The 15,936-nt window shown below is 65.1% G+C and carries 17 protein-coding genes; 3 read left to right on the top strand and 14 right to left on the bottom strand.

Annotated features, from left to right (window positions below; translation table 11 throughout):
- A partial coding sequence (locus tag ASD42_RS15765) for an acyl-CoA dehydrogenase family protein (RefSeq protein WP_162256203.1) occupies positions 1-223 on the top strand: 223 nt, incomplete at its 5' end.
- 70 nt (positions 224-293) lie between these two features.
- On the opposite strand, the gene ASD42_RS15760 is transcribed toward ASD42_RS15765, so the two are convergent.
- Genes ASD42_RS15760 through ASD42_RS15705 form a run of 12 tightly spaced genes read right to left on the bottom strand, consistent with a single transcriptional unit; the run spans position 294 to position 11,282 of the window.
- Positions 294-1,583 carry a TetR/AcrR family transcriptional regulator gene (locus ASD42_RS15760; RefSeq protein ID WP_082844220.1) on the bottom strand — a complete coding sequence of 430 codons (1,290 nt, stop codon included), beginning with the start codon at positions 1,581-1,583 and terminating at the stop codon, positions 294-296.
- 40 nt (positions 1,584-1,623) lie between these two features.
- A complete protein-coding gene (locus ASD42_RS15755; RefSeq protein ID WP_084787161.1) occupies positions 1,624-2,223 on the bottom strand; it encodes a hypothetical protein in 600 nt (199 codons plus the stop codon).
- Positions 2,224-2,238: 15 nt separating this feature from the next.
- The gene (locus ASD42_RS15750; protein ID WP_056817271.1) at positions 2,239-3,423 is read right to left on the bottom strand and encodes an MCE family protein; all 1,185 of its coding nucleotides are present in this window, start codon (positions 3,421-3,423) and stop codon (positions 2,239-2,241) included.
- Complete coding sequence (locus tag ASD42_RS15745; protein ID WP_056817269.1) at positions 3,420-4,532, bottom strand: MCE family protein; 1,113 nt, start codon at positions 4,530-4,532, stop codon at positions 3,420-3,422. The genes ASD42_RS15750 and ASD42_RS15745 overlap by 4 nt, the downstream gene beginning before the upstream one ends.
- The gene (locus tag ASD42_RS15740) at positions 4,529-5,629 is read right to left on the bottom strand and encodes an MCE family protein (protein ID WP_056817266.1); all 1,101 of its coding nucleotides are present in this window, start codon (positions 5,627-5,629) and stop codon (positions 4,529-4,531) included. Before ASD42_RS15740 ends, ASD42_RS15745 begins: the two co-directional genes overlap by 4 nt.
- Positions 5,629-6,642, bottom strand: coding sequence for an MlaD family protein (locus ASD42_RS15735; protein ID WP_056817360.1), 1,014 nt, complete (start codon positions 6,640-6,642; stop codon positions 5,629-5,631). The genes ASD42_RS15740 and ASD42_RS15735 overlap by 1 nt, the downstream gene beginning before the upstream one ends.
- Positions 6,639-7,661 carry an MCE family protein gene (locus ASD42_RS15730; RefSeq protein WP_056817264.1) on the bottom strand — a complete coding sequence of 341 codons (1,023 nt, stop codon included), beginning with the start codon at positions 7,659-7,661 and terminating at the stop codon, positions 6,639-6,641. Before ASD42_RS15730 ends, ASD42_RS15735 begins: the two co-directional genes overlap by 4 nt.
- Positions 7,658-9,100: an MCE family protein gene (locus ASD42_RS15725; protein WP_056817261.1), complete on the bottom strand. Its 1,443-nt coding sequence runs from the start codon at positions 9,098-9,100 to the stop codon at positions 7,658-7,660. Before ASD42_RS15725 ends, ASD42_RS15730 begins: the two co-directional genes overlap by 4 nt.
- A gap of 9 nt (positions 9,101-9,109) precedes the next feature.
- A complete protein-coding gene (locus ASD42_RS15720) occupies positions 9,110-9,973 on the bottom strand; it encodes an ABC transporter permease (protein WP_056817257.1) in 864 nt (287 codons plus the stop codon).
- 1 nt (position 9,974) lies between these two features.
- Complete coding sequence (locus tag ASD42_RS15715; RefSeq protein WP_056817255.1) at positions 9,975-10,826, bottom strand: MlaE family ABC transporter permease; 852 nt, start codon at positions 10,824-10,826, stop codon at positions 9,975-9,977.
- 46 nt (positions 10,827-10,872) lie between these two features.
- Positions 10,873-11,058 carry a hypothetical protein gene (locus ASD42_RS15710; protein WP_056817253.1) on the bottom strand — a complete coding sequence of 62 codons (186 nt, stop codon included), beginning with the start codon at positions 11,056-11,058 and terminating at the stop codon, positions 10,873-10,875.
- On the bottom strand, positions 11,058-11,282 hold the full coding sequence (locus ASD42_RS15705) for a hypothetical protein (RefSeq protein ID WP_056817250.1): 225 nt from the start codon (positions 11,280-11,282) through the stop codon (positions 11,058-11,060). The genes ASD42_RS15710 and ASD42_RS15705 overlap by 1 nt, the downstream gene beginning before the upstream one ends.
- Before the next feature lie 564 nt (positions 11,283-11,846).
- Between ASD42_RS15705 and ASD42_RS15700 the strand changes: the two genes are divergently transcribed.
- Together ASD42_RS15700 and ASD42_RS15695 are read left to right on the top strand one after the other, a co-directional pair.
- Complete coding sequence (locus tag ASD42_RS15700) at positions 11,847-13,013, top strand: thiolase family protein (protein ID WP_056817244.1); 1,167 nt, start codon at positions 11,847-11,849, stop codon at positions 13,011-13,013.
- 414 nt (positions 13,014-13,427) lie between these two features.
- On the top strand, positions 13,428-14,426 hold the full coding sequence (locus ASD42_RS15695) for an oxygenase MpaB family protein (RefSeq protein WP_084465412.1): 999 nt from the start codon (positions 13,428-13,430) through the stop codon (positions 14,424-14,426).
- Positions 14,427-14,486: 60 nt separating this feature from the next.
- Here ASD42_RS15695 and ASD42_RS15690 read toward each other — a convergent pair whose 3' ends face one another.
- Both ASD42_RS15690 and ASD42_RS15685 read right to left on the bottom strand, forming a co-directional pair.
- Entirely contained in the window at positions 14,487-15,161 is a 675-nt protein-coding gene (locus tag ASD42_RS15690; protein WP_056817241.1) for a TetR/AcrR family transcriptional regulator, read from the bottom strand.
- A gap of 42 nt (positions 15,162-15,203) precedes the next feature.
- A complete protein-coding gene (locus ASD42_RS15685; protein WP_056817238.1) occupies positions 15,204-15,935 on the bottom strand; it encodes an ABC transporter ATP-binding protein in 732 nt (243 codons plus the stop codon).
- Position 15,936 lies beyond the last annotated feature (1 nt).

The raw sequence follows: 15,936 nt of genomic DNA, 5'->3' as shown, positions 1-15,936 counted from the left end.
GAACCCGACCAAGACCTTCGCCCGGGAGGCGTCGATGGCCAAGCTCAAGGCCACCGAAACCTCCAAACAGGTCGCGTTGGCCGGGATGCAGATGATGGGCGGCTACGGGTACGCCCGCGAGTTCGACATGGAAAAGCATGTCCGTGGTGCTCTGGTCTCGACGATCTTCGGTGGCACGAGCGAGATCCAGCGTGACATCATCGGCAAGACCTACGGTCTCTGAGACGCAGAATGGAGGGAGCGTCCGACCGGTCATGGTCGGACGCTCCCTGAATTACGGCGTGAGTCGGTGCCTACCGCGGTAGGGGCTGACCGAGCAGAATGGTCTCGAGCAAGCGGATCACAGTCTCCTGTGGACTGATTCCGTGGTCGCCGAAGGTGCGCCCGAGGTCGACCACGAGGCTGAACGCCGCGTGCACGAGGATTCGGGCCTCGCCGATGGACAGGTCCGGTCTGGCCTCTACGACCAACTTCGCCCATTCGGTGATGATCAATTGTTGAAGATGGCGCAGGGTTACCTGATCGGGTTGGTCGACATGGCTGAACTCGGCGTAATAGACGAAGGTCAGCGCGCGCTCGGCGAAAGAACCGGAGACATAGAGGTCGATCAGGGTGCCGAGTGCCTCAGCGGGAGTATCCGCAGCGGCCACCGCGGGCGCGATCGCTCCCGACACCCGGTCAGCGGCGCGCCGGAAGGCCGCTACCAACAGGTCGCTCTTGCTGCGGTAGTAGCGATACACCGCCGATGCGGCCGACAGATCCGCGGCGGCGGCGATATCTTCCATACTGACATTCGGATAACCGCGCTCGTGGAACAGCTCGACGGCCTTGCCCAGCAGCAGATCATGCTTGAACGGCTGCGTGTGCTCGCTCTCGGGATCGGCAGGCTTCGTGCTGTCGAGTCCGCTGAGATCAGCATCGATCAGCGTCCAGCTGGTCGTATGGAGCAGCCGGGCGAGAGCTTTCGCCGGTACGGTGGCGTGGTGGTCGCCGATGCTGCTCACCACAGCGAAGATCGAGACCGCGCGAACTGCCCGGTCTCGACCGTCCAACTCGGGTCTTACCTCGCCGATCAGCTTGCGCAGCGTGGCGATGGCCACGGCGAACTGATCGGTGAACTCCTGAAGATCGGCCGGCTCGAGATAGCGGCGCTCCCAGCGGGCCAGCGCCACGGTCGGCCGATTGGCGATGGTCAAGCCGATGATGGCGTCGAGCACATGATCCACGCGCTGGCGTGGCGTCCAGTCGACGGCCTCGCCGGGTAGCTCGACCGCGCCGACGGCTATCCCGGACAACCGCAGAAGTTCTTCCCGGAACAACGCGTATTTGCTCGGAAAGTGCCGATACAGCGCGGTGGAACTGATATCGAGGCGCCGCGCGATGTCGTCCATGCTCACACCGTGGTACCCGTGCGCGCCGAAGGCGGCGGCCGATTCTGCCGCGATCTGGGCACGACGATTCTTCGGCCTGCGCCTGACCTGGCGGGTCGGCGCATCCGCGGGGGATTCGTCTGCCTGGTTGCTCGTCGTCCTACCCTTTGTTCCACGCGGGGACAGTGAGTTCCCGATGATCTTGCCTGTCATGCTATCGCCTGGGGGAGTGAGGTCGATCCGCCGGACCGAGTCATGGGGTGGGCGGCGAGGTCAACGGGGAGTTCACCTTCTCGACGAGCCAGCGGCCGTCATCGTTGCGCAGGTCGAACACCATCGACAGTTGACTCGGCTTGGCCTTGTGTTCGGTGCCCAGGCTGGAGATGGTCGTCCCGATCACCACGATCGCCTGGGCGGAGTTCTCGTCGCCGGAGCGCAGCGCGCACTGGGTGTCGGTGACCTTCGAGACGACCTCGCCCTGGGTGAGGGCGTCGCGCAGCTCGGTGCTGGTGGATTCGAACTGCTTCTTCCAGTCACCCGTCGCTCCCGCGAGGACAGCCTTGAAGTAGGTGTCGAGGTTCTTGCTGTCGTAGTCGGCCAACGCGGGCGCGTAGTGGCACGCGGCCTCGAGGGCCTGCTGTTGGGCCTCGAGAAGATCGGTGTTGCTCTTGTTCTCCACGAACAGGAACACCGAGGTCGCCAGCGAGGCGCCGAGGACGATCGCGGTGGCGCCGCGCAGGCCGAGAGTCTTGCGGTCCATCGCCCACCACTTGTCCTTGGTGGCCGACTTCGCATCGACCGTGGCGAGCCCTTCCGATGGTGCTGTGCTGGTGGATGTTTCGTCGTTGGTCATTGCTTTTCGTGCTCCTTATCTTGGTGCGGGCACCGAGGGCTGGGACAATTCGTCGCCGGTCACACCGGGCGGCGGTCCCGCACCGTTGTCGGGTCCGGCGGGCCGTGGCGCGTTCGCCGACCCACGGACCTGCAGCGCGGGATTGTCGGTGACGCAGTAGTTGTAGAGCCGCACCCTGGTATCGGCGGTGGCCTGCGTGGGCAGAATCGGGACAGTGTCGTAGTCGCAGGTCGGTCGCGGCCACGGGTCGACGAGGGTGTAGAAGGCGTTGTCGTGAGCCGGGATGCCGACTGCCTCGGAGAAGCGGCTCAACGTCGGAAACAGCAGCTCGATCGCGGGCTGACGCAATTTCGCCGCCCGGGTGATCGCGACGAAGTTCGTCACCAGGTCCGTGATCGGGTTCTGGGTGCGGGAAATGAAGCCCCCGAGCGTGGCTAGCTGCCCCGGCCCTTCCTGGAGCAGGTGCCGCAATTCGGCATCGGCGGCGGAGAACTGCTGGAACAGGGCGCTACCCGCGTTGGTCAGAGTTCCCAGGTCGGGTTGCGCGTTCGCGGTCGTCGAGGCGATGACCTCGAGATTGCGCAGCAGATGCTCGGTCTGCGGTAGCAGATCGTTGAGCCCTGCCATCGCGCGGCTGATCCCGGAGATCATGTTGCGCAAGCCGTCCGGACCGCCCGCGAGCGCTTTGTCGAGTTCGTTGACGATCACATTGAGGCGTTCGGGGTTCAATCCGCTGACCAGGCCCGACATGTTCAACAGCACCGACTGCACCTGCACGGGCACGCCGGTGTCCGCCCGGGCGATGACGGAGCCGTCGCGCAGATACGGCCCGGTATCGGTCTCGGGTCGGAAATCCAGGTACTGCTCACCCGCGGCCGACAAACGGGCGACGGCGACCGTGCCGCCGAGCGGAATCCGGGTGCCCTCCTCGATCTCGGCCACGGCCGCGATCCCGTCGCCGGCGACCCGCACGTCATCGACCCGGCCGACCCGAACGCCACGGAACGTCACGTCGCTGCCCTTGGTGAGTCCACCCGAGATGGCCAGTTCGACGGTGACGGCGTAGCGCTTGTTCGTCGGGTCGATCCGCAGGACCGCACCGCCCAGGTACCCGCTGCCCAGCAGTAGGACGACGACCAGGCCGGCATTGGCGACCGCGATGCGACGGCGAACCAGCCACTCCCACAACGGTGAATTCATCGGGGCCCCTCTTGGTTCGGCTGCTGCGGTGTGCTGTTGAGGCGGCCGGTCACCTTGGCGATCACGTCGGTGATGCTGCCGATGAACGCGGGCACATCGGTGCCGTCGGGCCAGCGGCTGCCGGCCGGATCGGTGATCGCACCGATATCGAGGTAGGACAGGATCGCTCCGACGGCCAGCGTCGGTCCTTGCACGCTGTCCATGACCGAGGGGTAGATCTTGTGGAGGCCATCGAGCGTGCCGGTGAGGTCATCGCCCATCTGCGCGAATCCGGACATCAGATTCTGGATGCTCTGGAACAGGCTGACGAACTGCGGCCCGTTCGTCGCGCTGAAGTCGCCGAGGGCGTCCATCGTCACCGCCACCTTGTTGATCAGGTCGACGATGGCCTGGTTGTTCTCGGCGAACAGCCCGATCAGTTGCGGGAAGTCGTCGGCCGCGGCACCGAGTTCGGCCTTGCGCCGAGCCAATTCGCCGGTCAATACCGACAACCCGGTGAGCGTCGCGTCGAGGTCGCCGGTACGTGCGTTGAGCGCGGCGATGACCGAGGTCATTTCCCCGATCAAGTGCTGCAGTTGGGGCGCCTTGCCCGCGAAGATGGAATTGAGTTCGGAGGTGACCTTGGCTGCCTGATTGAGTCCGCCGCCGTTGATCAGCATCGACACCGACATCATCAACTGCTCGACCGAGGCGGCCGATGCGGTGAGCTCGGCGCCGATGGTCGCGCCCTCGCGCAGCGGTGGCCCAGCGGCCTCGGCGGTGGGCAGGGTCATGGCGACGAAGATGTCACCGAGCGGGGTCGCCTGGCGCAGCTCCACGGTGGTGCCCTGCGGCAGTTGGATGTCGGTGCGGATCAGCATCTCGACATCGGCGAGGAACGACGTCGTCGAAATTGCGGTGACGACACCGATATCGGTGCCGCCGATCTTCACGTGGGCGCGGTTGGGCAGGTTGAGCGCGTCCCGGAAAGTGGCGTGCAAGGTATAGCCGGGCCCGCCGATGCCCGGTTCGGGCATCGGCAGTTCGGCCACGGTCATCGAGCAGCCGCTGCTCGATGCGGCCACGGCGGCGGCGCAGAAGGCCGCGGCCAACGTGGTGCGCAAAGTCATTTCGTCAGTCCCAACAGCGCGGCGGTCAGCCCGAAGTCCGGGCCCATATCGGAGATTTTGCCGGTGCGGCAGCCGTCCAGACGCATCTGGACGCGCTCGCAGAACAGCGAGACCACCTCGCTGTCGAGCACGATCTTGTCGAGCAGGCCGTGCAGACGCAGCGCCTGGTGTTCTCGGCTGATCGCGTTGTCGAAGTTCTGGAACATCAGCGGACCGACATCGATGATCTCGGTCAGATTGCGGGCATTGGCCCGCATCTGGGCTGCGATCGCGACGAACTTGGTGAGTGCGCCCGCGAGCTGGTCCTGATTCTGGCCGACCACCGAGGAGGTATTGGTGATGAAGTCGTCGAGCTGGGTCAGCACCGCCTGCAGACCGGGGGACTGCTGTCCGAACAGCGCGACCAACTCGGTGATGCGACCGCTGAAATCGCGGACGGTCTGATCGTTGTCGGCGATGATCTGGGTGATCTCGCCGAGTTCGATGACGGTGTTGGCGATCTGATCCTTGTTGGCGAAAGTCAGCTCGAAGGCCGCCGACAGTTCGTCGAGCGTTTCGCGCAACCGGTCGCCGTTGCCGTCGAGCAGCGGGAAGAGCACCCGACTCGCCATGGGCCCGCTCTGGCTGTCGCCCTTGAGCGCCTCGCCCAGCTGATCGAAGTTGGACAGGATCCGGTCCAGCTCGACGGGGGTCCTGGTGCGAGCCAGCGGGAGATGCGCACCATCGGCGAGCTCGGGCCCCGAGCCGGTATAGGCCGGGGCGAGCTCGACATGGCGGTTGGTGATCAGCTGCGGCGACACCAGCGCCGCCATCGCCTCGGCGGGAATGCGAACATCACGGTCGACCGACATCACCACCTCGACATAGCTGCCGCGCGGCGTCACCGAATCGACCACACCGACCGGCACACCGAGCACGGAGACCTCGTTGCCCGCGTACAGTCCGGCCACGTTCTCGAAGTCGGCGCTGATGCGCTTCTGCGCGCCCAGCACCTGGTTACCCAGTCCGGTCAGGCTGTCGGGCAGCAGGGCGCAGCCCGAGGCGAGTGTCGCGGCCAAGCAGACCGCCGCGAGCTTGCTCGTGCGTGTGGTCCTCATCAGTTGCACCCCTGTACGGCCTGTGCGAAGCACAGCCAGTTGTCCGGAAGAATCCACGGTGCCCAGATCTCGCCGTAGGGGCCGTTGCCGAGCAGATTGTTGAACTGGCGCAACGTGATCGGGGCGTACTCGTAGATCCGGTCCAGGTTCTCCTTGTTCTTGGTCAGGCCGTCGGACATCGTGTTGAGGTTCGCGATCAGCGGTCCGAGTTCACCGTTGTTCTCGATGCCCATGTCCTGCAGCAGCCTCGACATGTCGGCGACGTTGTCGAGCAGCTGGGTGAGCAGGGTCTGGCGCTTCTGCACAGCGGCCCCGATCGCTTCGCCCCTGGTGAGCAACACCAGCACGCTGTTGCGGTTGTCCGAGACCAGTTGGGAGACCTGATCCATGCTCTTGAGCAGGGTGTCGACCTCGTCGCGCCTGCTGTTGATCACCTGGGCGAGCGCGCCGATGCTGTCGAGGGCCTGCACCGCCATGGCGGGTGAATCGCCCAGCTGGGCACTGAACACATCGAGCGCGGTGCGCAGTTTGTTCGGGTCGATCCGTTCGATCCGCTCGAACGAGGAGGTGTACTGCGGATCCTGGATGACCTTGCTCAGGTTGTACGGAACCTCGGTGTTGTCGACCCGGATCCGGTTGTCGGGGAGCTCTTTTCCGTCGCCGGGCCGCAGCACGATGTGCAGCCTGCCGAGGATGGTCGACATCTTGATCGCCGCGTGGGCGTTGGCGCCGAGGCGGATGTCCTTGCGGATGCGCAGCGCCACCTCCACCCGGTCGTTGACCAGCTTCACCGCCTGGACCTCACCGACCTCGATGCCGGAGACATCGACTGTCGCGCCGGGCCGAAGGCCCGCGGCCTGGGCGAACTCGGCGTGAACGGTCTTGTCGCCGAGTTGGACCTGGTTGATCAGACTTGAACCGCCGAGCAATATCAGTACCGCGAGGGCCGCGATCAGGCCGAGCCGCAGGTGCCGGTTGTCCCGCAGAAATGCTGGAACGCGTGGTTTGATCATCGGCACACTTCCGATTGTGAGGTGCCGCCGACCTGCGAGAACAAGCCCTCGGGCAGGAGAACGCCCCACAGGGAGACGTCGAGGCGGCAGATGTAGGCATTGCCGTAGGTGCCGTATTGGGTGAACCTGGCGACGCCGTTGAGGAAGTCCGGGAATTCGACCGCAGCGCGATCGAGGGCGGCGCCGTTGTAGAGCAACATCATCACGCCGGTAGTGGCGTTGCGTTGCGCGTCGGCCAATCCGGGCTTGACCTGCTCGATGAGCGAGACAAGGCCGTTCGTCGCGCCCGCCACCCGTTCGACCGAACTCTTCAACGATTCGCCCTCGGTGTAGAGCCCGTCCATCAAACTGCGAGTCTGCGTGATCAGGGTCTCCAGCTCGTCGCTGCGGTTGGCCAGACCTGCCATCACCGAGCTGAGATTGCTCAGCACATCGCCGATGATCTGATCGCGTTCACCGAAAGTGCTGGCCAACTGGGCAGCCTGGGTGATCAGCGCCGCCAGCGACACCTCGTTGCCCTGCAATGCCTGGATGAGCGTTTCCGACAGCGAATTGATCTGGTCGGGTTGCAGCACACTGAACAGTGGCTCGAATCCGGACAACAGCGCCGAGACGTCGAACGACGGCTCGGTGCGCTCGAGCGGGATCTGCGAGCCGGCCGGGACAACGGTGCCCTCGCCGGTGCCCGGCGCCAGCGCCAGGTAGCGCTGACCGATCAGATTCTGGTATCGCACCAGGGCTTTGGTGGTGTCGGTCAGGTGCTGGCGCGCCTCGATCTGGAAGTCGACCTTGGCGATGTAGTTGTCGGTGAAATCGATCTTGTCGATCCGGCCGACTCGCACACCCGCCATCCGGACGTCGTCGCCGATGCGCAATCCGAGAACATCGGTGAAGACCGCCGAATAGCTCGTGGTGTTGCCGGGGACGCTGCGTTGCAGGGTCGACCAGATCGTGTAGGTGAGCAGCGTCGCCAAGACGGCGAAGAAGCTGAACCCGAGCAGTGCTTTGCTGGATTTCACTGTTGGACACCACCTTCGGCGTCGGGGACGATGGCAATGTTGCCCAGGATCGACCCGAGCAGGAGCAGCTGACTGAACGTCGGTTTACCGCCGACCAGTGCCGCCACCGCGGCGATGCCGCCCAGCCGAGACTGCGCCGCCGGGGTGGCGGCGGGCGCGGGATCGCGAGATGCGGCGGGTGCGGTGATTCCCGGGATAGCGGGCAGGCCCGGAATGGCAGGCAGACCCGGAATCGTCGGCAGGCCGGGAACAGTCGGCACGGTGATGCTCGGCAGTGTGGGTAGCCCGGGAATCGGCAGTGCCGGTGCCGGGCCGGCGGACTCGAGTCGCTTCGGCAGCATCTGTGCCGGATACTCTTGCGGCGGTGCGACTTCTGGCACGGTCGGGCCACCGCATCGGGGTCCGGCCATGTCGCCGTAGTGCGGGCAGTCCTTGGCGGTGTACTGCTGGAACGGCGTGAACGTCACATCCATACGCCAGGTCATCTGCTTGCTGGGGCCGAAGTTGAACGTTTGCTGCAGCCTGCGCAACGAGTTGTTGAGGTTGGCCGCTGTCAACTGCAGTGCGCTGGGATCCTTGGCGATGCCACCGAGTAGCTGGTCCAGGCCGGAGACCAATTCTTTGCCCGAATCGGGATTCGCGGCGAACAGGGCGTTGACCGATTCGATGGTGGAGTTGCCCTGTGTGAGCAGCTCCACCATTTGGGTGCGGTGCTCGTTGAGCGTGCGCGCAGTCGTCACCGAATCGGCCAGTACGCCGACCAGTTCCGGTGCCGACTGGCTCAGCGCTGTCGCCGCCTGACCGAAATTGCCGAGCAGGTGACCGATTTCGGGGATCTGGTGGATGGTGGTGAGCCAGGTGTCGAGGCGCTCCACCGTCGAACCCGGTACGCGACTGCTCGGATCGAGCGCTGCGGACAGGGTGGCCAGCACCCGGCCGAGCTTCTCGGGCTGGATGGTGTCGAGCACATCGCGCAGGGTGTTGAGCGTGGTCTGCAGCTGGATCGTGGCCTGGCTGGTGTCCTCGCGGATGGTCGCACCCTCGCGCAACCCCTCGGCGGTCCCCTCGTTGTCCACGAGCTGGAGCGAGGAGACGCCGAAGATGTTGTCGGGGATGACGCGCACGGTGACCGTGTTCGGAATCGTCTGCGCCAGACCCGGCTTCAGTTCCAAGGTGGCGTGCTGGCGTTCGCCCTTGGCGACCATCTCCACCGAGCCGACCGAGCCGACCAGCATGCCGCGGTACTTCACGTCGGCGCGCTGAGGTAGCCCGTCGCCGGTACTGGTGAGGTCGGCACCGACCACCACCGTGTCCTCGAACTCGCCGTTGTAGCGCAGTGCGAGCAGATACAGAGCGACCGCGAACGCGGTGATCACCGCCAGTCCCGCGAGCGTGAGCTGCAGGGGTTTGGGGCCGCGGCCGCTGAGATCGAGAATCATTCGATCGACCTATCCCGAGATCCGGAATCCGGGGTCGATGCCCCAGATCGCAAGGGTGAGAAACAGATTGGTGAAGACCATGACGACGATGACCATCTTGATGGCCTGGCCCGCCGCGACGCCGACGCCTTCGGGGCCGCCGGAGGCGACGAAGCCGTAGTAGCACTGGATGAACGCCGCGATGAGGACGAACACCACCACTTTGAAGATCGAGAAGAACACGTCTCCGCCGATCAGGAACTGGAAGAAGTAGTGGTCATAGGTGCCTGCGGTCGTCCCGCCGAGGAACAGCACCGACAGCTTGGTCGCGATGTAGGCGACCGCGAGGCCGAGTGTGTACAGGGGGATGATGGTGATCGTGGCCGCGATCATCCGGGTGGTCACCAGGTAGGGCAGCGGCCGGATCGCGATGGATTCCAGCGCGTCGATCTCTTCGGAGATCCGCATCGAGCCGAGCTGCGCGGTGAATCGGCAACCGGACTGGATGGCGAAGGCGAGCGTGCCCAGGATCGGCGCGATCTCACGGGTGGTGGCGAAGCCGGAGATGGCCCCGGTCAGCGGTCCCATAGTGAGCAGGTTCAACGCGGTATAGGACTCGACTCCCACGGTGATGCCGCCGAACGCGCACAGCGCGATGACCACGCCCACTGTGCCGCCGCCGACGATGAGCGAGCCGTTACCCCAGCCGACATCGGCGACCAAACGGGCGACTTCCTTGCGGTAGTGGCGCAGCGTGAACGGGATGGCGATCAGCGCTTGGAAGAACACGATGGCCTGGTGACCGAGGCGCTGATTGGCGTGGACGGGGATCTTGGCGGTCGCTTTGATCGCGCGGACCGGACGCAGTGCCGGTGGGATGTACTCGGCGGCCATCTCACACGACCTTCGCGGGGAAGAAGATGTTGTACAGCTGGGTGACGATGATGTTGGTGGCGAACAGCATCAGGATCGAGGTGACCACCGCCGAGTTCACCGAATTCGCGACACCGCCCGGACCGCCTTTGGTGTGTAGGCCGATGTCGCAGGCGATGATCGCGGTGAGCAGGCCGAAGATCGCCGCCTTGAACAGCGCGGCCACGAGGTCGTTCGCGACCGCGAACGAGGCGAACGAGCTGATGAACGATCCCGGTGTGCCCTGTTGGGCATAGACGTTGAACATGTAGGCGGTGGCGAAGCCGACGAACACGATGAACCCACACAACAGCATGCTCACCAGGACGGCGGCGACCAGTCGCGGGACGACCAGTCGGCGCACCGGGTCCACGCCCATCACCTTCATCGCGTCGATCTCCTCCCTGATCGTGCGGGAGCCCAGATCGGCGCAGATGGCCGAGCCGACCGCGCCCGCGATCATCAGTGAGGTGACCAGTGGTGCGCCCTGGCGGATGATGCCGAGCCCGGCGACCGCGCCGATGAAGGTGGTGGCGCCGACCTGATTGACCAGCGCGCCGACCTGGATCGAGACCACCACCGCGACCGGAATCGCGACGAACACGGTCGGCAACGCCGAGACGTTGGCCATGAACGCGCACTGCTTGATGAACTCCTGGAACGGAAATCGCCGTTGCACGAGCGACAGGAACAGCTGCGCGATCGTTGCCCTGCCGAGCAGGACCTGCCTGCCTAGGGTCTCGAGCGACTGCTGGGGATGCCGTCGCCAGAGCCCGGTGGCGCTGTCGATGAGCCGTCCGATCTCGGACGGTTCGGTGGCCGGTTGCGGCGTCACGCTGCACCGATCCTTTCTTGCTGCGGGGGATTGTGTTCCCGGCTGCTCAGAGCGAGCTCAGCCAGTGTTCGAGGAGGACGACGAGTGCGCCGACGGCCGCCAGACACAGGGCGATGACGCAGAGCAGCGCGATCCACATGCCGAATCGGAGAACAGGATTTACCTGTGTCCGCCCGCCCAGGATCTTGACGATGATCACGACGATGTCGATGACCCAGACCAGCGCCATCATCAGGTCATCGTCACATTCGCGAAGATGAGGACCGGCCAACAGATGATCGATCCGATGAACGAGACGATCAGGTCGACCCCGTGAAGGTCACTCAGATGACTGGTGTGGGTGAATGTCCAGATGACTCCCACCAGTCCGTAGGGGATGCCGATGATGATGAGGGTGCCGAGGAATTCGGACACCTTCATCTCATAGCTGAGAAACCTGTCCAGCCGTCGCAACATGGTGGTACCGGTGTCCTTCCTCGGGACCTTGGACGACGTCAGGCCTGTCGGCCGCCGTCGTTGGCGGTGCGATGTTGTTGTCGAGCGTTCTTCAGGGGTGGACCCGAAGAGCGATCGCCTTCCGGCGAGTCGTTCCAGAAGCACGACGCTTCTGTGGCACGGGAGGCCGACCATCGAAGATCAAGTTACTACTCATTCTCAACGCTGTGATGAGAATTACCGGTAACATATCTCATAGATTCGGGATTGCCTATAGGGCGTCGAATCGTAGGCCGTCGCAGGTCGCGCCCGCGGCGCCCCGGCTCGCGGGTCGTCCGACGTGACCGATGGCGAGTGGAGGGGCCACCGCATCGGCACCGGACGCCACTGAGGGGTGCGTGCCGGTGCCGATGCGGTCCGCGCATCATGCCCCCAACCCGTGATGCTGCGGAATCGACGGTAACATAATTTGTCAATAGGGGGCTAATGGCTGGTATTGGCCATGATTCGACGACAAGTGATAAGAATGAATATTAACTTACTCGAGGGATGTCGTCGTATGGTCGGCGACTGTGCAGGAGGTTCATGATGTCAGCTGTCATCGTCGATGTGGTTCGTACACCGTCGGGTCGGGGTAAGTCCGGCGGCGGACTGTCGTCGGTACATCCGGCCACGCTGCTGGCCGGTGTGTTGGCGGAGTTGGTCGCGCGCACCGGGATCGACCCGGCCCTCGTCGACGATGTGATCGCCGGCTGCGTCACCCAGAGTGGCGAACAGGCCAACAACATCGCCAGGACCGCGGTGCTGGCGGCGGGATTCCCGGAGTCGGTGCCCGGCACCACGGTTGATCGACAGTGTGGTTCGAGCCAGCAGGCCGTGCATTTCGCCGCCCAGGGTGTGCTCGCCGGCGCGTACGACGTAGCGATAGCCTGTGGCGTCGAGTCGATGAGCCGCACCCCGATGTTCTCCAACACCCAGGGCAAAGACTCTCTGCGCGGCCCGCTCGCCGCTCGCTACCCGGCCGGCCTGATCGGACAGGGGATCGCGGCCGAGATCATCGCTGCCCGCTGGAAGCTGGACCGCGCGGTCCTCGACGAGTTCGCGGCGCGCTCGCATCGGCTGGCAGCCGCCACCGCGGCATCGGGCGGCTTCGACGCTGAGCTCGTTGCCGCCGGAGACCTCGTGGCCGACGAGACGATTCGGACCGGCACCACTGTCGAAGGTTTGGCGAACCTGCGCCCCGCCTTCACGGATTCCGCTCTCCTCGACCGGTTTCCGGAGATCGACTGGTCGGTGACCGCGGGCAATTCCTCGCCGCTCACCGACGGCGCGTCGGCGGCGCTCATCATGAGCGAGGCGATGGCGGCGAAACTGGGGTTGACCCCCCGCGCCCGCTTCCACTCCTTCGCCGTTGTCGGCGACGATCCCACACTCATGCTCACCGCCGTCGTCCCCGCGACCCGCAAGGCGCTCGAACGGGTCTCCCTCACTGTCGACGACATCGATACCTTCGAGGTGAACGAGGCGTTCGCCCCGGTCCCGCTCGTCTGGCAGCACGAGCTCGGCGCCGACCCGGCCAGGGTCAATCCGCGTGGCGGCGCCATCGCGCTCGGTCACCCACTCGGTGCTTCCGGGACCCGTTTGCTCGCGACGATGGTCAATCATCTGGAACAGACCGGCGGTCGCTACGGACTCCAGACCATGTGCGAGGCGGGCGGCTTGGCCAACGCCACCATCATCGAACGTCTCTGAGAGCGCGCCGATAGGCGAGTGCCCGCCGGACGCGACGAGCGATCGGCGGGCTGGTTCGTGAAGTGCGGGGACACAGGACTCGCGGCAGTGGGGACAAGAGGGCCTGGACATCCCACGCCGCGAGTCGTGTGCTCCGGGAGTGAACTCCCGGTCGTGTCCACCCGGCGCCGCGGTGCATGCCCGCTTCGCAGCAAGGTTGAATGGTCATCAACTTATTGATCGCGAGCGACGCTGTCAATCACGTGTAATCGCTCTTCCGGTTCCTGGATCACGTTTCTTCAGTTGCGGAATAGCCAGTAACATAAAGGGTATGTCGGTGTACCCTTGGCACCGAACCGCGTTCGCGAGGTGCGTCGGGCTGCTGTGCGTCGCCTCGGCTGCTCGGTCGCGCGGCACATCTGGGAAAGGATGACGATGAGCACGGCAATCAAGCCTGGCGAACCCAATTACGTAGACCCACACAGTGATTCCTACGTCGACGAAGGCGCGGCCCCGGTGTGGCGTGGGTCGGCCACCCCGGCGGTGGAATTCACGGCGCCGGAGCATGCGCTGACTCTCGATCGGGTTCGCCTCCATATTCCCGACACCCACCGGTCCCCGCGCAAACGGCCCGCTCAGTTGGCCGATGCCTTGGACTTCTGGATGTTCGCGGGTGCGGCGGCGAACGTGGCGATGCAATTCGCGCACCAGGGAGTCGCGGCGGGTGTGATGGAAAGTCAGGTCGAATCCGGTGCGCTCATGGTGCATCCGTGGAAGCGGCTGCGGACCACCTCCGCCTACCTCGCGGTGGCCGTGCTCGGCACCGACGAGGACAAGCTGGCCATGCGGCAGGCGGTCAATGTCGCGCACCGCCAAGTGAGGTCGCGGCCGGATTCGAAGGTGAAATACAACGCCTTCGACCGAAACTTGCAGATGTATGTGGCCGCGGCGATCTACATCGGTTTCGAGGACACCCACCAACTGCTGTGCGGCAAGATGACCGACGACGAACTCGAAGCGTTCTACCAGGGCTCGGACACCTTCGGTACCACGCTCCAGGTACACCCCGATATGTGGCCGAAGACGCGCGCCGAGTTCGACGACTACTGGCTGGAGGCGTGCACGGGGGTGGTGTGCGACGACGAATTCCGCGCCTACATCGACGATCTGCTGCACCTGCGGATGGTCCACTGGTCCATCCGGGTGATGTTCGGCAGCCTTCTGCGGTTCCTCACCGCGGGCTTTCTGCCGCCGCATTTCCGCGAGCAGATGGCGGTCGAATGGAGCACCTCGGATCAGCGCCGATTCGAGCACCTTTTCCAGTTCGTCGGCTTCGTCAACCGCTTCATCCCGAAGTTCGTCAGGTTCGCCGGCACCAACGCGATGATGCGCGACGTGCGCAACCGCATCAGGAAGCAGCGGGCCCTCGTCTGATCGAACGGGGCCGATGACCGCGGCAGGTGAGGCGTTCGCCTCGCCGCCGCGCTCCAGCCGTTATGGCGTAGTCGGCGCGGGGGTGTCGATCGCCCGCAGTTGCTCGGGGTCGACGGCTCGCAGAACCGCCAGTGACGCTGTGATCGCCAGATCGCAGGCCGTGCTGATGTCGGCTCCCGCGAGGATGACGGCGCGGTAGGCAACGTCCAAGCTGATGCCGAGGAGCATCGTGGCGAGTGTGTCCGCGCCGCCGTCGATGGGAGTTCCACGCTCGGCGTAGTTGGCTCGCAATCGTTCGGCGATACGCGGTTCGAGAGCGGCGGACAACCGACGCCCGGGGTGGCTGTCGTCGTATCGGTTGTCGAGCAGGACGCGGAATCCTTCGGGGTGGCGGCGGGCGTAATCGAAGAGCGACTCGATCGAATAGCGGGCCCGCTGCCCGTAGCTCATCGTCTCGCCGTTGTCATAGATCTCGAACATCCAGGTGGTCAACGCGGCGAGCTCGCGTTCGATAACAGCGTCGACGAGTGCGTCGCGGGAGCCGAAGTGGGCATAGAGGGTCACTCTGGAGGTATCGGCGCGCTGAGCGATGGTATCCATCGTGGCTCGATCGACACCCACCTCGGCGATCACCGCGCACGCCGCATCCAGGAGCACGGAGTCGCTCGGGCGATTGCGGGTGCTGCGGCGCGCGGGCGCCTTCGCGCGGCGATCAGGGTGCCCGGTTCCGGCCAACCTTCCTCCTCGATGCTGTCCCACGTTCCGTTCGTGGCGGTGTCAACCTTCGGCATTACCGAAGTAGGCCGCCTCGACCATATCTCGGCGACCACGGAGCTCAGCCGCGGAGCCGGACAATACGGCCCTGCCGTGATGGAGCACGACGGCCGTATCGGCGATGGACAACGCCAGTTCGATGTGTTGTTCGACCAGCACCACGGCCATGTGCTGGTCGTCGGCGATCTGACGCAGCCGGGGGAGCAGGCCCTCCACGGCGATCGGCGACAGCCCGAGGCTGAGTTCGTCGACGAGCAGGATCTTGGGTGCGCACAGCAGTGCTTTCGCCAACGCGAGCATCTGTTGTTCGCCGCCGGAGAGAGTGCCGCATCGGCGCGACCGCATCGACCGCAGCGCGGGGAAGTAGTCGAAGACGTCATCGACGGAGGGGCCGTGCTTGCGGCGGGCCAGGCGCAGGTTGTCGTCGACCGACAAGCGGTGGAAGACGCCCCGGCTGTCGGGGACCAGGATGACGCCGCGGCGCGCGTTGGCTTCCACCCGGCGGTCCAGCGGTTCGCCGAGCGCGGTGATGATGCCGGACAGTGCAGGCAGCGCTCCGACCGACGCGAGCAGAGTGGTGGTCTTGCCTGCCCCGTTCGGCCCCAGGAGTGCGAGGATCTCACCCGCTCGCACCTGGGCGTTCAGATCGCGTACGGCGGGCACGCCACCGTATCCGACGGTGAGCCCTTCGATGTTCAGGGCGGGCTTCACCTCGATCAGCGGCCTTTCCGGCATT

It is taken from the genome of Nocardia sp. Root136 (assembly GCF_001427185.1).
Taxonomy (GTDB): domain Bacteria; phylum Actinomycetota; class Actinomycetes; order Mycobacteriales; family Mycobacteriaceae; genus Nocardia; species Nocardia salmonicida.
This window is presented reverse-complemented; position numbering and strand designations above follow the sequence as displayed.

What these genes read in the sequence shown, in the direction of transcription:
- ASD42_RS15760 (WP_082844220.1), bottom strand. Translation starts at nt 1,583, where the DNA reads ATGACAGGCAAGATCATCGGGAACTCACTGTCCCCGCGTGGAACAAAG.
- ASD42_RS15755 (WP_084787161.1), bottom strand. Translation starts at nt 2,223, where the DNA reads ATGACCAACGACGAAACATCCACCAGCACAGCACCATCGGAAGGGCTC.
- ASD42_RS15750 (WP_056817271.1), bottom strand. Translation starts at nt 3,423, where the DNA reads ATGAATTCACCGTTGTGGGAGTGGCTGGTTCGCCGTCGCATCGCGGTC.
- ASD42_RS15745 (WP_056817269.1), bottom strand. Translation starts at nt 4,532, where the DNA reads ATGACTTTGCGCACCACGTTGGCCGCGGCCTTCTGCGCCGCCGCCGTG.
- ASD42_RS15740 (WP_056817266.1), bottom strand. Translation starts at nt 5,629, where the DNA reads ATGAGGACCACACGCACGAGCAAGCTCGCGGCGGTCTGCTTGGCCGCG.
- ASD42_RS15735 (WP_056817360.1), bottom strand. Translation starts at nt 6,642, where the DNA reads ATGATCAAACCACGCGTTCCAGCATTTCTGCGGGACAACCGGCACCTG.
- ASD42_RS15725 (WP_056817261.1), bottom strand. Translation starts at nt 9,100, where the DNA reads ATGATTCTCGATCTCAGCGGCCGCGGCCCCAAACCCCTGCAGCTCACG.
- ASD42_RS15720 (WP_056817257.1), bottom strand. Translation starts at nt 9,973, where the DNA reads ATGGCCGCCGAGTACATCCCACCGGCACTGCGTCCGGTCCGCGCGATC.
- ASD42_RS15710 (WP_056817253.1), bottom strand. Translation starts at nt 11,058, where the DNA reads ATGATGGCGCTGGTCTGGGTCATCGACATCGTCGTGATCATCGTCAAG.
- ASD42_RS15705 (WP_056817250.1), bottom strand. Translation starts at nt 11,282, where the DNA reads ATGTTGCGACGGCTGGACAGGTTTCTCAGCTATGAGATGAAGGTGTCC.
- ASD42_RS15700 (WP_056817244.1), top strand. Translation starts at nt 11,847, where the DNA reads ATGATGTCAGCTGTCATCGTCGATGTGGTTCGTACACCGTCGGGTCGG.
- ASD42_RS15695 (WP_084465412.1), top strand. Translation starts at nt 13,428, where the DNA reads ATGAGCACGGCAATCAAGCCTGGCGAACCCAATTACGTAGACCCACAC.
- ASD42_RS15685 (WP_056817238.1), bottom strand. Translation starts at nt 15,935, where the DNA reads ATGCCGGAAAGGCCGCTGATCGAGGTGAAGCCCGCCCTGAACATCGAA.